General features: G+C 46.0%; 12 protein-coding genes. 2 read left to right on the top strand and 10 right to left on the bottom strand.

The window, feature by feature from the left end; genetic code table 11:
- Positions 1-36 precede the first annotated feature (36 nt).
- The 10 genes from MZ182_RS12410 to MZ182_RS12365 form a co-directional block, all read right to left on the bottom strand.
- Complete coding sequence (locus tag MZ182_RS12410; RefSeq protein WP_041420566.1) at positions 37-1,350, bottom strand: OmpP1/FadL family transporter; 1,314 nt, start codon at positions 1,348-1,350, stop codon at positions 37-39.
- A gap of 345 nt (positions 1,351-1,695) precedes the next feature.
- Positions 1,696-3,147, bottom strand: coding sequence for a sodium/proline symporter PutP (putP, locus tag MZ182_RS12405; protein WP_041412347.1), 1,452 nt, complete (start codon positions 3,145-3,147; stop codon positions 1,696-1,698).
- Positions 3,148-3,303: 156 nt separating this feature from the next.
- Positions 3,304-4,008 (bottom strand): DUF3379 domain-containing protein, encoded by a 705-nt coding sequence (locus tag MZ182_RS12400; RefSeq protein WP_011788879.1) that lies wholly within the window; start codon positions 4,006-4,008, stop codon positions 3,304-3,306.
- Entirely contained in the window at positions 4,001-4,564 is a 564-nt protein-coding gene (locus tag MZ182_RS12395) for a sigma-70 family RNA polymerase sigma factor (protein ID WP_011788880.1), read from the bottom strand. Before MZ182_RS12395 ends, MZ182_RS12400 begins: the two co-directional genes overlap by 8 nt.
- A gap of 75 nt (positions 4,565-4,639) precedes the next feature.
- Positions 4,640-6,283, bottom strand: coding sequence for a BatD family protein (locus MZ182_RS12390; protein WP_248069689.1), 1,644 nt, complete (start codon positions 6,281-6,283; stop codon positions 4,640-4,642).
- Complete coding sequence (locus MZ182_RS12385) at positions 6,277-8,268, bottom strand: VWA domain-containing protein (protein WP_248069691.1); 1,992 nt, start codon at positions 8,266-8,268, stop codon at positions 6,277-6,279. The genes MZ182_RS12390 and MZ182_RS12385 overlap by 7 nt, the downstream gene beginning before the upstream one ends.
- Positions 8,268-9,287, bottom strand: coding sequence for a vWA domain-containing protein (locus tag MZ182_RS12380; RefSeq protein ID WP_128090298.1), 1,020 nt, complete (start codon positions 9,285-9,287; stop codon positions 8,268-8,270). The genes MZ182_RS12385 and MZ182_RS12380 overlap by 1 nt, the downstream gene beginning before the upstream one ends.
- Positions 9,281-9,844 carry a DUF4381 domain-containing protein gene (locus MZ182_RS12375; protein ID WP_248069693.1) on the bottom strand — a complete coding sequence of 188 codons (564 nt, stop codon included), beginning with the start codon at positions 9,842-9,844 and terminating at the stop codon, positions 9,281-9,283. The genes MZ182_RS12380 and MZ182_RS12375 overlap by 7 nt, the downstream gene beginning before the upstream one ends.
- A gap of 79 nt (positions 9,845-9,923) precedes the next feature.
- Positions 9,924-10,877, bottom strand: coding sequence for a DUF58 domain-containing protein (locus tag MZ182_RS12370; RefSeq protein WP_248069695.1), 954 nt, complete (start codon positions 10,875-10,877; stop codon positions 9,924-9,926).
- 24 nt (positions 10,878-10,901) lie between these two features.
- Positions 10,902-11,858, bottom strand: a complete 957-nt coding sequence (locus tag MZ182_RS12365) for an AAA family ATPase (RefSeq protein WP_014610834.1) — start codon at positions 11,856-11,858, stop codon at positions 10,902-10,904.
- 262 nt (positions 11,859-12,120) lie between these two features.
- On the opposite strand from MZ182_RS12365, the gene fadI reads away from it, so the two are divergent.
- Together fadI and fadJ are read left to right on the top strand one after the other, a co-directional pair.
- Positions 12,121-13,431, top strand: coding sequence for an acetyl-CoA C-acyltransferase FadI (gene fadI / locus MZ182_RS12360; protein WP_248069697.1), 1,311 nt, complete (start codon positions 12,121-12,123; stop codon positions 13,429-13,431).
- A 5-nt stretch (positions 13,432-13,436) separates the two neighbouring features.
- Positions 13,437-15,557 carry a fatty acid oxidation complex subunit alpha FadJ gene (gene fadJ, locus MZ182_RS12355; protein ID WP_248069699.1) on the top strand — a complete coding sequence of 707 codons (2,121 nt, stop codon included), beginning with the start codon at positions 13,437-13,439 and terminating at the stop codon, positions 15,555-15,557.
- Positions 15,558-15,576: the final 19 nt, after the last annotated feature.

Raw genomic sequence — 15,576 nt, 5'->3', positions numbered from 1 at the left:
CAAAAAATGCGGCTTTAAAAGTAGATTCATGCTCAATTAGAACTGATAACTGTACTGTACTGAGTAGTACATACCGCTTGATTCCGTAATTGCATTGACAGGACCTATGCCTGTAATAGCGCTATTTTCAATTAAGTGAACTTCTTCACCTTTAACATAGGCGATACCAAAATCAACCGTATTTTGCGAGTTTACATGGTAGCTCATACCTGCAGTAAACCAATTGCGATCTGAGTCTGGAATAGAGATAGAGCTAATTTCATCCACTACGCCTTGATCGTGCATGTAACCTGCGCGAACTGTAAATTGGTCATTGATAGTGTATGTACCACCCAGACTCATTAACCATGAGTCCTTCCATTGATACTCTTTGAGAGCGATATCACCAGCATTGATTGACATACCCGCACCGGCTTGACCAGGGAGAATGGTCGCTACACCATCTTTCGCTGTAATTTGGTGAAAGTCACCCCATTTAGTGAATTGGGCTGTGTAGTGCAACGCAAATTTAGGTGTTAGTTGATGGAAACCCGCAAATTGGAAGATATCCGCTAATGGCACATCAAGGCTATCAAAGCTAGTGGCAAGTTTGGTTTGTGCCCCAAGTCCTAGTGCGGATAAATCCTTAGTAGAAATGGTATTAACATCACCTTTAACATTGACCGTTGGGCTAAAGCGGTAACTTAAACCAAAACGGTTTTCTTTATTAAGCTCAATGGTTGCTCCTACAATCCCACCTAATGCCCAGCCATCTGCATCGACGTCAACGATAGGCGTGGTTCCGGCATCGCGAGTGAGGCGGCCTTCACCATAAACACCATCAAGACCTGCACCGATACTGAACATATCGTTTATGCGGTATGAAACACTGGTATTAAAGTTAACTGTGGTGACTTCTGTTTTACCTAAAAGGTCAAAGGGCGCTAAAGGCTCATTTTTAGACAGAGAACTGGCATCTGTGCCTGTACCGAAATTTGAGAATACGGCAAAACCTACTGCGAATTTATCGTTAATAGGGTGGATATAGAAAAGGTTAGGGATAAGTTTTGTGCTGCCCGCATCATCGATGCTGCCAAGATCGATTGCACCGCCCGCAAAGTTAACATCTTTTACATCAACGGTAATATCAACATAGGTTAAACCAACAGAGAGTGCATCTTTATCAAATAATGCCATAGCAGCAGGGTTGCGTGACAGAACAGAAGCGTTATCGGCAATCACAGCATCACCAGAAAATGCCCGTCCAATGCCGGTTGCGGATTGGCTATTGAGCTGGAAACCCGCTGCCAAGGTTTGCGTGCTTGCTAATGCGACCGAAACGGCAATGAGTGTCTTGTTGAATGTTTTCATTATTATTCTCTCAATTTTTATCATTATTGGATTTTTGTTCGTCTTTCGTCCCCAGAACAATAGTCAAATCCTTTTAAAGTCTTCGGCATCTTAGGGATCGAATGTAACCTCAACAAGTCCGACCAGATTTAAGTTTTTGTTAATTTTCAGTTAATTAAATGGTGTTGTGACTGTGTTTTTTGTTAGGTGTGATTAAATGGTCTGGCCAGACGCTTGATATGAAGGAGTTTGAGAAAACCATAGGGTTTAAATGTAGGTTAAGAGTTTGTAAGTAAGGGTTTGCTGATAAAAAAGATACAAAATGTAAAAAGCGTACAAGTGTACGCTTTTTATCAAACCAGAGGTTTACAGTGTGGACTTAAATTGCTCAAACTCAGCCATGATTTTGGCATTAGGTGCAGACAATTTACTGACAACAACCCCTGTCATTATCGCCAAAATAAAGCCGGGTAGAATTTCATATACATCAAAAATTCCCCCCGTTAATTGTTTCCAGATCACCACGGTTAAGGCGCCAACAATAATAGTGGCAATAGCACCATTGCGGCTATATTGCTTCCAAAATAGGGATAACAAGACAACGGGACCAAAGGCTGCCCCAAAGCCCGCCCAAGCATAACTCACTAGACTGAGTACGCTGCTCTCAGGGTTTAATGCAATGATGCCCGCAATCACAGCGATAGCGAGTACGCCTAAACGACCTACCATCATTAACTCTCTATCATCAGCAGTCGGTCTTAGCCATTTGCGATAAAAATCCTCAGTAATAACGCTTGAGCAAACTAAAAGTTGCGAATCAATAGTGCTCATAATGGCCGATAAAATAGCGGCGATTAATAGACCACCAATCCATGGATTAAAGGCCGCTTGAGCTAAATGAATAAAAACCGTTTCGGCGTTCGCTAAGGGCGTTGTTGCAAAATATACCGAACCCGCCAAGCCTGTTGCTAGAGCACCAATAAGTGAAAGTATCATCCAGCTCATAGCAATACGGCGAGATAGTGGTAGTGCATTAGCACTGCCAATCGCCATAAAGCGTGACAGAATATGTGGTTGACCAAAATAACCCAGTCCCCAAGCAAGGAGCGATATCATACCTATGGTGGTCGTTTTATCATTGACGAGTGCCAGCATGGCAGGGTCAATAGCGTCAATTCCCGCATGGGTTTCTGGGTGGGAAAAAATCGCAAAAGGGATAATCAATAATGCGATAAGCATCAGACAACCTTGAAAAAAATCAGTCCAACTGACCGCAAAGAACCCGCCAATAAAAGTGTAGCCAACAATAATAGCTGAGCCAATCACTAAGGCTGCGGTGTAATCTAAACCAAAGACCTTTTCAAATAAAATGGCACCCCCCACCATACCTGAAGAGGCATAGAACGTAAAAAAGACTAAGATAGTGACGGCTGAAACGAGCTTGAGGTAGCCTTGATTATCGTGGAAGCGTTTTTCAAAAAAATCCGGAAGGGTGAGGGCATTATCGGCCAATTGAGTGTAAATTCGCAGACGTTTTGCCACAAATAACCAGTTAAGCCACGCGCCAAAAATAAGACCGATCCCAATCCATGCAGCACTTAAACCACTTAAGTATACAGCGCCGGGTAAGCCGAGTAATAACCAGCCTGACATATCTGACGCCCCAACGCTAAGTGCCGTAACAGCGGGCCCCATCTTACGTCCACCTAAAATATAGTCATCAACAGTATCCGTGGCGCGGTAAGCCCAAAAACCGATGGCCATCATTAATACTAAATAACCTACAAATGTGATTAAAATTGGGTTTTCGATCACCATAATTGCCCATACCATCTTTTTATTATTAAAAGTGGCAAGCATGCTACCAGATGTTTGAGCAAGAACCCATTAGTAGATGGAAATGTGATCAAAATCTAACCTGCGATGTGTATAAATATCTAAGGCCGATTTAAAAACTATTTAGATAATATAGGGTTAAATAAAGATATTTTGGATTTCTTGTTTTACAAAACGAAGATCAGCTTGATCTTCAGCTACAAGTAAAATAAATGCCTCTGCAGTTTCAAAGCCTATTCCCTGATATTTACTGTCGGAAAAGGTGTGATCCAAAACCATACGTTTCTCAAGAGGCACAATAAAAAGTGTGACTTTTCCTTGCTGCCCTTGCAGGACTAAATGCAGACTTTTCACCCCTTGAAAATCACAGTACGAGGTGAAATAAACCTTACCCGGCTGCTGTGTGAATTTGACTCTACCAAGGTTGTTTATCGAAGCAAGTTGAGCATTCAATTGGTTAACATTGACGTTTTGATCGATATGTAACGCAATATTTTCATGGTACACATGAGCCAGAGCATGCGCTGCTAAATCGACAGGGCCTAACCGTAATAAACTAAAACTTACCCCGACCACAAAGGCGATAGAGGCAGCCATTGCGACTAAAAAGCCTGTTTGACGGCGCTGTTTATGGTGTTGTTGTAACTGTTGGCGCAAAATAAGTTTGTCGGCTAAATCTTCTGGAACATCGATTTTGAGTGCATGCATTAATTTGGCATCTAAGCCCTTTAGCTCATTAACCAGTGCCAGATGTTCACTCTTCTGACGCATTTGTGCGAGAAACTCGGGATCTTGATTATGAGGATCTTCAAAAGCTTGACGTCTAAATTTAAGCTCATCCATTGGATTGACCTCTTACATCATTTTTTTCAAGTAGCTCTTTCAACTGATTTCTAGCCCTAAATAAGCGCGTCATCACGGTATTACGATTAAGCTCCATCAGTTCAGCTATTTCATCGCCGCTAAAGCCACCAATGAGTTGTAATAGCAACGGTTCACGATATTCCATATCTAACTTGGCAATGTGCCTACGGATTAAATATTGTTCAACTAACTCTTCACTACTATTGCCAAGCGTATCTTCTAATGTGTCTTGCTCGATATCAGCATAATCAAATTGTTTACGTTCAAAACGCCGTGCATTTTCTCGTCTAAGGATAGTGATTAACCATGCCTTTGCAGCTTTATCATCTTTAAGTGAATCTAAAGCACGCCACGCCCGCAGGAAGGTTTCCTGAGTAATATCTTCAGCCACGTGTTTATCACCACATAGCCAATAGGCATAACGGAAAATATCGGCATGGAGTGCCTTGACTAGGCTGTTGTATCGTCGTTGCTTGCTCATCATGTCTGAAGAGACCGCAGGCTGAGCGGATTTATTTCGCCAAGAAGCAAACATTTTTATACTTCGTTTTTTATTTTAGTATTCACTATTTCTAGCTCATTTATCTATGTCTACCTTATTTATCTATGTCTACCTTGGATTAAGTGGACTTAAAGGGGCATGGACTTTCGAGGGTAGAGTAAACTCACAGGCTTTAACGGCGTTAAGCAATGCATTGGCGGCGTCACTTAAGCGATGTTGGCTTTCAGTTGTGTTGCCTTTGGCGCTATAGGCGATGCTTTGCAGCCGATTAATCGCCTCCGCAAGTTGGGGAGAAAGCGCCGCAATTTTATCTAATGTCATGGTATTGCCAGTGGTGTGGCTAAAATGATGTTGCAATTGCGATAAAATATCGCTGGTATTGCCGCTAGCGCAGGCTTGCTCTAAGCCTTTTAAACTTTGTATTGGTGCAGTTTCTGGACGTGGAGTTGCAACGATAGTCGTTTTATGTGTCAGCGCGCGGCGCCATGCCACGAATGTGACAAGCCACAACATGGCAAAAAGAGCACTCACCCAAGGCCAATAATTTTCGGTATCGCTGTCAACTTGCCAAGTAGGTTGCACTGTAGCGTCAGGAACGGCTCCACCTTTAACGACTATGGTACGTGCTGGGAGCGTAGCGGTTTCTTGGCGTTTAAGGTGTGGATTCCACCAAGGGACGTTAACTTCCGGCAAGATGAATGTGCCCGCTTGGGTTGGCACTATTGCCGAGGTAATACTGTACTGGGAGACAATTTGTGCATCGCGTACAAAAGTTTGGCGTTGAGGTTTTTCTGGGTATTGCTTTAATTCATCGGGTAAATCTTGCATAACATCTGGCAGACTATTTTCATCGGCATTTGACGCTAACAGCGTGATTGTTCGAGTAATCGGATTGCCAAGGGTAAATTCTTTACTCTCCTCAGGGAAATTTTCTTTGAGTACGACAAGATCTGCCACTAACCATTGGCCTTGAAAACTTGCTGGTGCGGGTTCTACTTGTACTGTCAATGACGGGGCACCGGCTTGCATAGGACGGCTTTCATTAAAGCCAAACATACCGCCACGGCGTTGAGATTCGACTAATACATCACCCGAGAAGGTCGCGCCTTTGATATTCACTTGACCGGGTAAGTCGGGAATAATGCCATAGGTGCGTTCAATTACACGGTAACGACGACCATCAACAATTTCTGAGCCATCTTTATCTTCACCAATCTGCTTAATTTGTGCGCCTTCAATGACGGGAGCATTCAATACCCCCCGTTGTAACTCTACCGCCAGATAGAGTTTTACCTTGTAAGTGATCAATTGGCCGACATAGGCCTCATTGGTTGAGACTTTGGCATCAATAAACAGATTGTTTGTTTGTGTGACTTGGCTGCCGCTATCAACCACTTTGATCGGAATAGGAGCAGAATTTACACCATCAATACTGAACGCTGGGATCGTTAATTGTCCCTTTTGTTTTGGTGCTAGGAGCACTTGCCAACGAGTCTCTTTTACCGCATCAAAATTCATTATCTGGGTGCTGCGACTCACGCTAGTACGGCCGACGATAAAGTCTTTTAATAGGGCTGATGTGTCGAGCTTAGCCGTATCAATTTCATCATCAGCACTGATATTTAGCACAAAGTACTCGCCCTCCATCACGGGGTTTCGATCAACCGAAGCCTCCAGCTTAGTGATGGCATATACGGGGTGAGTTACTCCAATAATAAGGAGTAAGAGGATAAAAAATTGTCTGATTACCACTGTTCGTTATCCCTTGATATTTGGCCATTTTGACGGCGTTTTTGGTATTCCAATTGCATTTTATTACGCAATAACACTTGTGGATCTTCACTCACGCCCCGTAGGGCTCGCTGCATTTCTGGTGGCAGTGGTTCGCTATTCATGGGCGGCTCGAGTGATTCAGTTATTGTAGCGTCTTGTTTATCTTGTGTATTTTTCTCAGGAGCTTCCTTGGTACCAAGGTTTTGTTTTTCTTGCTCAGCAGATTGCTCTGTATCGGCTTTCGCCTGTGCTTGCATTTTTGCTTCATTCTCTACAGGCGCATTTTCTTGCGTTTCATCGCTATCACTCTGATTATGACCATTCAGCTTCTCTTGTTCTGACGGTTGTTCATCCTCTTTTTGCTGCTCAAGATTTTGATCCGCGTTGGCATTATCCTGTTGCTCCTTAGATCCTTGTTCTGCTTGCTCTGATTTATTTTGCTGAGATTTGTCTTGGTCAGGCTGCTGTTGCTCCTGTGATGCTTGACTGCCTGATTGTTGATCATTCGATTGTTGCTCGCCATTGTCTGATGAGTTTTGTTGATCCCCTTGTTGACCTTGGTTTTTATTCTGTTGATCATTTTTACTTTGCTGTTGCTGCTCTTCTAATAGTTTTTCAGCAAGGGCAAGATTAGCCTTTGTATCGGGAAAGTTGGGTTGTTGTTCAAGCGCCGCTTGATAGCGTTCCTTAGCTTTATCGGGTTTACCGAGTTGCATCAATGCATTACCTTGATTGTAAAGGCCTTGGGCTGAGCTATCTTGCTCGAAGGTTTTTAATGCTTGCTCATAATCCCCCGCTTTATATTGTGCGCTGCCACGCCATTGGGGCGACTCAAATTGTTTCGCAGCGTTGGCATAATCTTGGGATTGATAGGCCTGCATTGCTTGTTGATCTGCGGTTTGCCATAAATCATTCCACAGACTGGCTTGGGCTGGCTGAGGCACTGCCGCGAGCAGTAAGCCGCCTGTAAGAGTGACGAACCCAATATTGGCCACGATTCCTTGTCTAAAGCTGAAAAGGGCGGGTAGCAGTAATAATAAGGCGAGGTAAGGACCGAGATCCTGCCAAGTTTCGCCATCTAAATCCGTGGCTTTAGCATCACCCGTTTCACTCAACCACTGCTGTAATTGGAGTAAATCGTTACCATCGGTGCGATTTTGGATTAATGTGCCTTTATAGTTCGTTGCCAGTTTTTGTAATAAGGCAAAGTCAGTGCTGGCTACCACGACTTCATTACTGCTATCGCGCTGTAATTGTCCATCAGGTAGCCGGATTGGCGCACCTTGGCTCGTTCCAAAAGTGATAATCGCGAGGCGATATTGCGTGCCGCTTAATGCCGAGTTGGCCTCATTAAATTGGTGCGGGGTAATACCATCTGTCATTAGGATAATATCACCACGGATATGACCACCTTGGGCCAGTAGCATTTTGGCTTGGATTAGCCCTGCCGCTAAGTTTGAACCACGCACTGGCATGATCTCAGGACTTAAGGTCGGCAGTAAATTGAGTAGTGTGCCAGTATCACGGGTTAAAGGACTGATAGTAAAGGCATCGCCGGCAAAGGCGACTAAACCTGTTTCACCTTCTTTAAGATTACGCAGGAGATCGGTTGCCCTAAATTTGGCTTGGGTTAATCGATTCGGCGCAAGATCGGTGGCGAACATCGACACAGACATGTCCATGACTAACACGCGACCTTGCTCTGCTGCAAACACAGGTAAGGATTGCTTATTAACGGCAGGTCCGGCGAGTGCCAACGTCGCAATCAACCAAGTGAAGGCTAATAAGTACAATGGATGGCGAGATTTATTACTGCCTTGGGAGACTAATATTTTGGCTAAGTGCGGTGCAATATAACGGTTCCAAGCACTGTGGTTTTGGTGGTGTCGCCATAAAATCAATAACACTAAGGCCAGTGGTAATAGTGCTAATAGCCATTCGGGACGAATAAAATGCAGGCTCATTATTTAATTTTCCCCTGTGAAGTGGTGGCGACAGAGGGTTTAACGCGGCGTACCGCAAAGATTGGCAATTGAGCAAGGGCAATCCACAGACTTGTGAGAAGTGCTAATGCTAGCGGCCAATAGAATAATTCGACCTGCGGACGATAGCTTAATTGATCGCGACTTACAGGTTCGAGTTTATCGATTTCTTGGTAAATCTGGTCTAGCTCTTGGCTGTTACGGGCGCGAAAATAGCGGCCGTGGGTGACGTCGGCGATATGCTTAAGCTGGTTCTCATCTAAATCCATCGAAGGGTTAACCCGCTCGCGGCCAAAGAGTGTACGGCGCTCCATTACATCGGCCCCGACACCCACAGTGTAAATAGTGACTTTGCGATTTGCGGCAATTTGTGCCGCCTGTTCAGGTTCAATATTACCCGCGTTATTAGAGCCGTCGGTCAATAAAATCAGTACTCTGTTACTCTCATCAATTTTATCGAAACGCTTAACGGCTAAAGCGATGGCTTCGCCAATGGCCGTTTGTTTACCCACTAAGCCGATTTGCGCTTCCTTTAAAAATTGCGCCACTGAACGTCTATCCTGCGTGAGCGGCGCCTGTAAATAAGCGTGATCGGCAAATAAAATCAAGCCGATACGATCACCTTTACGGCGTTCAATAAAGTCACTGACGACGTGTTGGATTAAAGTGAAACGGTCGACAGTTTTGCCATTTACCACCATATCTTCAATTTGCATACTGCCAGATAAATCCACCGCCATCATCAAATCGCGCCCTTTGCTTGGTAGTTCTATGGGATCCCCAAGCCATTGAGGACGAGCGATAGCGAGCACTAACAAGCTCCACATCAACCAATAGCGTTTACGGCTCTGACGCGTGTTGGCCGCTAAGCTTTGTTTGCCCGTTTGGCTTATTCCGGGTAATTGCAGACGGCCACCCTCCACTTGTACTGTGTGTTGGCTCCAAAAAATCAAAGGTAAGGGTAATAACACCAATAACCAAGGCCATGTAATTGTTAACATTGTGCCTCCGTTTGTTGAGTGTTAGTTGGTTGGATTTGCGCATGAGCCGGCTCAGGCGCACTCAGTTTTGTTTTCGATGCCAACCAAGCCTGTGCCAGTTGATGCAATTCATTAGCTTCAGCTAAGGTCAACGGCGTTGGCTGATGGCGTTTGGCTAGCAAAGGGCCGATCCGTTGGCGTTTATGCTCGGGTAAATAGCTGTCTAGCCAAATCGCCCAAGCCTCACCATCTAAGGGGGCTATCGCTTCTCTGCTGAGGTAACTCATGGCGGTACGTTTTAATACACTATTGACGTCAGAGACATAGGAAGGTGCTTGCCTATCAAGCCTATTCAGTAACTGCTTGGCGGCTTTTTTCGGCGCTAAGTCACGGGCGCGTTTTCTTAGCCAGATAGCTAAGAGTGTAATGAGGGCAATCACAAGTGCTAAAACCAGCCAATAACCGATTGCCCACGGCCAAGCGCCAATAGGATCGGGGACTATGATGTCTTTCAACTCCGCGAGTACTGTGGGGTTGACTTGATCCAAGGTCGCTGGATTCACTGTTTGTGTATTCACTCTGTCTGACTCACTTTTACATGGTTTGAATTTACACTTGTCATATTGTCTTTGCTTGACTGATTGGCGCTAAATTGACCTATTGCAATAGGGTTAATTGACCCGCGAGGGGAATCGCTGCATCAATAAGTTGAGTGCGTACTCGTAATTTTTGCATCATGGCAATAAAGTTATCCTGCTGGCGCTGTTGTTGTAAAAGCCACGCTTGATAGCTATGTGGAGTTAACACAAGATCTTGATTTGCTTCGCGTACCGGTAAACTAAATTGCTTGGGTAAAGTCAAGGTTCCTTGCCTTAGTGGATCGGTAATAAGGTAGGCACCCATATCGCAATGTCGTTTAAGCTCGGTTAGGGGGGCTAAACATTGGGGGGTAAAATGGCCGCCATCTGTCACTATCCAAACTAAGGAGCCGGGCTTGGCGATACGTTGTAATCGCTGACAGGCACGCAGGATATGATCAGGATCGCGCTGATGATTTCCCATATGATTGAGCTGATTTTCGTGTACACGGCAAAGGCCTGAGATCAATTGTAATATGCCTTGGCGACGGCTGCGGGGTTTGAGCTCTAGATGCTCAGATTCGCTGGCGATCAAGGCGCCGAGCCTGTCTCCATGGTTAATTGCATTCCAACCTAAGGTGGTCGCAAGGTGTCCTGCTTGCACCGATTGCAGCAATAAACTCGAGCCAAAATAGAGGCTTTGGCTCAGGTCGATTAACAATAAAATAGGGCGCTCACGTTCTTCGACAAATAACTTAGTGTGAGTTGTGCCTGTACGAGCGGTAACGCGCCAATCAATGGTGCGCACATCGTCGCCCTGTTGGTAGTGGCGCACCTCGGCAAACTCCATTCCGCGGCCTTTGATTAAGCTGCTGCGATGGCCCGCTAAGTTAGCGCGGGCACGGCTATAACGCTCTGGCATAGCGCGAGCGATATTTTGGCACGCCAGCAGCTCTTGCTCGGTTAAATGCAAGCCATCGGCAAAAAGCGGCAAGCCATCGACCGAGGCTGAGAGTCGCGCTGTGTCACTCATCTTATTTCACCTTTATCTTCACCGTTAAGGTACTGCAACTTGACTCAAGATGTGGTCGATGACCTGATCGCGGCTGACACCCTCGGCTTGTGCTTGGTAGCTGAGTAGCAATCTGTGTCTTAACACGTTCGGTGCGACGGCTTGAATGTCTTCCGGTGAAACAAAGTCTCGCTCGTGCAGCCACGCACGGGCACGGGCGCAGCGTTCTAACGAAATAGTTGCGCGCGGGCTGACGCCGTACTCAAGCCACTTAGCTAAGTCTTCGCTGTAACGTAAAGGCTCACGGGTCGCCATCACGATTTCAACTATGTACTTTTCAAGCGGCTCGGCGAGATAGATTTCCATGGCTTCGTCACGGGCGGCAAACACATCCGCTTGAGCAATCGGCTCAGTGGTTGGCAATTCGTGGGTGAGCGCTTCTTTGCGAGATTGACGCAGAATTTCGAGCTCAGTCTCGCCGCTTGGGTAATCAAGGTTTAAGTGCATCAGAAAACGGTCAAGTTGTGCTTCGGGCAGGGGATAAGTGCCTTCATTCTCTAATGGGTTTTGGGTAGCCATCACTAAAAACAGCGGTGGAAGTTTATAACTGTGCTTACCAACTGTAACTTGACCTTCAGCCATGGCTTCTAATAAGGCTGACTGAACTTTGGCGGGGGCGCGGTTAATTTCGTCCGCCAAGATTAAATTGTGGAAAATCGGTCCGGCTTCAAATTCGAAGGTGCCGGTTTGCGAACGATAGATATCTGTGCCAGTTAAGTCGGCGGGCAGCAGATCTGGGGTAAATTGAATGCGGTGGAAATCGCCCTCAACCCCGTCACATAAGGCTTTCACTGCACGGGTCTTTGCCAGTCCCGGTGGGCCTTCAACTAATAAGTGGCCATTGGCAATTAGTGCAATGAGCAGATTTTCGGTCAATACTGGCTGCCCTAAAACAACCTTATTTAGGTAAGTGCGTAATGCGTGGAAGCGACTCAAAGGCATGATGCTACTCGTTTTATTATGTTGAAAATGCGTGTGTGGGCTATAGACCATGGATATGGTAAAGAATTCCCTTAGGGTTTGGCTAGTGTTAAAAAAACAAACAGGTGTTTAAAACTTGCTGACAAGAAGTTAGAATCAGATCACACTTTAATGGTCAGACCTGTTATTGGGCGTTTTTCGCCGTAAAACAATGGGTCAAACATGGAAATCGATAGCGCCGCCTGAAATCTCTCAGCGATAGCGCACATAAAGAGGGTGACAAATGAGTGATAGACAACAGGTTACGAACGCCAAGGGTGAACGTATCGCCATTGTAGCGGGTTTAAGAACGCCCTTTGCAAAGCAAGCCACGGCATTCCACGGCGTATCGGCATTAGATATGGGCAAAATGGTGGTCAATGAATTATTGGTGCGCTCTGAACTCGATCCTAAGCTGATTGAGCAATTAGTCTATGGACAAGTCGTGCAAATGCCAGCTGCACCGAATATAGCCCGGGAAATCGTGCTCGGTACTGGCATGAATGTGTCAACCGATGCCTATAGTGTCACTCGCGCCTGTGCAACTAGCTTCCAATCTACTGTCAACGTGGCCGAATCTATTATGACGGGCAATATCGACATCGGTATTGCTGGCGGCGCCGACTCTTCCTCTGTATTGCCTATCGGTGTGTCGAAAAAATTAGCCCATGCGTTAGTCGATTTGAATAAAGCCCGTAGTTTTGGGCAAAAGTTACAAATTTTCCGCCGTTTAGGTTTAAAGGATTTATTACCTGTGCCGCCTGCGGTGGCAGAGTACTCAACGGGCTTGTCTATGGGACAAACCGCCGAGCAGATGGCAAAAACCTATAATATTAGCCGTGCCGATCAAGATGCCTTAGCGCACCGCTCACACACCTTAGCGAGTGAAACTTGGGCTTCGGGCCATTTGCGTGACGAAGTGATGGTCGCGCATATACCGCCGTATAAGCAGTTTATCGATCGCGATAACAATATCCGCGAAAACTCAGTACTGGAGTCATATGCTAAGTTGCGCCCTGCATTCGACAAACAACATGGTACTGTGACGGCGGCCAATAGTACGCCACTGACGGACGGTGCCTCAGCGATTATCCTGATGAGTGAAGGTCGAGCCAAAGCCTTAGGTTATCAACCGATTGGTTATATTAAGAGCTACGCCTTTAGCGCCATTGATGTGTGGCAAGATATGTTGATGGGGCCATCCTACGCGACGCCACTGGCGTTAAAACGTGCCGGAATGGAATTAGAAGATCTTACTCTGATTGAAATGCACGAAGCCTTTGCGGCGCAGACATTAGCGAATATGCAGATGTTTGCTTCGAAAAAATTTGCCGAAGAAAAACTCGGCCGCAACCGCGCGATTGGCGAAATCGACATGAGCAAGTTTAACGTGCTCGGTGGCTCGCTCGCTTATGGTCATCCTTTTGCGGCAACGGGAACCCGTTTAATCACCCAAGTGTGTCGTGAGCTTAAGCGCCGTGGTGGTGGAACTGGCTTAACGACGGCCTGTGCGGCCGGTGGTTTGGGCGTGGCTATGATAGTGGAAGTGGAGTAATTGGCATGGAAAAGACCTTTAATTTGACCCGCCGCGACGACGGCATTGCCATTTTGACTATGGATGTTCCTGGCGAAACCATGAACACCCTAAAAGCACAGTTTGGCCCTGAAATCAGTGAGATCCTTGCTGAGATTAAAAGCGATCCTCATATTCGTGGACTCGTGCTGATCTCTGGCAAAAAAGACTCTTTCGTTGCGGGCGCGGATATTTCCATGCTCGATGCCTGTAAAACGGTGGGCGATGCCAAAGCCTTATCCCAGCAAGGGCATGTGGTTTTTAATGAGTTAGAAGCGTTAAAAATTCCTGTGGTTGCGGCAATCCATGGTGCCTGTTTAGGTGGTGGCTTAGAGTTAGCCTTAGCCTGTCATCAAAGGGTATGTAGCGACGATGGTAAAACCATGCTCGGCGTACCGGAAGTTCAACTTGGCCTATTGCCTGGCGGCGGTGGGACGCAACGTTTGCCTCGTTTAGTCGGCATTACCACTGCCTTAGATATGATGCTCACCGGTAAACAAATCCGTCCTAAACAAGCCTTGAAAATGGGCTTAGTGAATGATGTTGTACCGCAGACCATTTTGCTGCAAACCGCCGTTGAGATGGCGCTTGCGGGTAAACGTGCACCGAAACCTATTAAAAAGTCACTCGTTAATCAAGTGCTTGAAGGTACGAGCTTTGGCCGTAACATTATTTTCGATCAAGCGAGTAAACAAGTCGAAAAGAAAACCCAAGGTAATTATCCAGCACCAGCCAAGATTATTGACTGCGTGCGTCAAGGGATTGCGAAGGGGATGCAAAAAGGGTTAGAAGTCGAAGCGAGTCACTTTGCCGAATTAGTGGTATCAAAAGAATCTGAAGCGCTGCGCAGTATTTTTTTCGCCACCACTGAAATGAAGAAAGAAACCGGCGCTGAAGGCGCAACACCGCGCAAAGTGAATAAAGCGGTGATCTTAGGCGGCGGTTTAATGGGCGGCGGTATCGCCTCTGTGACCACCACTAAGGCTAAAATCCCCGTTCGGGTAAAAGACATCAGCGAAAAGGGTTTAAGCAATGCCTTATCTTATGCCTATAAGTTGTTAGATAAAGGGGTAAAGCGCCGCCATATGACGCCTGCTGCCCGTGACAACTTAATGGCGCTGATGACGACAACCACTGAGTATAAAGGCGTTAAAGATGCCGACATCGTAGTGGAAGCGGTATTTGAAGACTTAGCGCTTAAGCATCAAATGGTGAAAGACATTGAGCGTGAGTGTGGTGAGCACACTATTTTTGCGTCAAACACCTCATCTTTGCCTATTAGCCAAATCGCCGAGGCGTCGACGCGTCCTGAGAATGTAATTGGTCTACATTATTTCTCGCCAGTGGAAAAAATGCCGCTGGTGGAAGTGATTGCCCATGCTAAAACGTCGCCAGAAACCATTGCGACTACTGTCGCATTTGCCCGTAAGCAAGGTAAAACACCGATAGTGGTACAGGATGGCGCGGGTTTCTACGTGAACCGTATTCTGGCACTCTACATGAATGAGGCCGCGCAATTACTACTCGAAGGCCAAAGTGTTGAGCATTTGGATAAAGCTTTAGTGAAATTTGGCTTCCCTGTGGGACCAATTACTTTGCTCGACGAAGTGGGTATCGACGTGGGCGCAAAAATTTCACCGATCCTTGAGAAAGAATTGGGTGAACGTTTTAAAGCGCCAGCCGCATTTGGCAAGCTTTTAGGTGACGATCGTAAAGGCCGTAAAAATGGCAAAGGCTTTTATCAATACGGCGCATCGAGCAAGAAAACTAAAGCTGTCGATGAAACTGTGTATGGCGTATTAGGCATTAAGCCTGGCACCAATAAAGACGCAAAAGCACTTGCTGAGCGTTGTGTTGTACAAATGCTCAATGAAGCGGTGCGTTGTTTAGATGATGGTATTATTGCATCGCCAAGAGACGGTGATATTGGCGCTATTTTCGGTATTGGCTTCCCGCCATTCCTCGGTGGCCCATTCCATTATATTGACACTTTGGGCGCCGCGAACTTAGTGAAGATCCTTGAAGGTTATCAAAGTCAATTCGGTAACAGATTCGAACCTTGTGAGCGCTTAAAAACCATGGCTAGAGAGAATGTTAGCTTTTTCTAACAATGGATAAATGTTTATA

Source organism: Shewanella sp. JNE2 (genome assembly GCF_023159115.1).
Classification (GTDB): domain Bacteria; phylum Pseudomonadota; class Gammaproteobacteria; order Enterobacterales; family Shewanellaceae; genus Shewanella; species Shewanella putrefaciens.
Note: the sequence above shows the minus strand (reverse complement) of the source record. Positions and strands in the feature narration are given on the sequence as shown.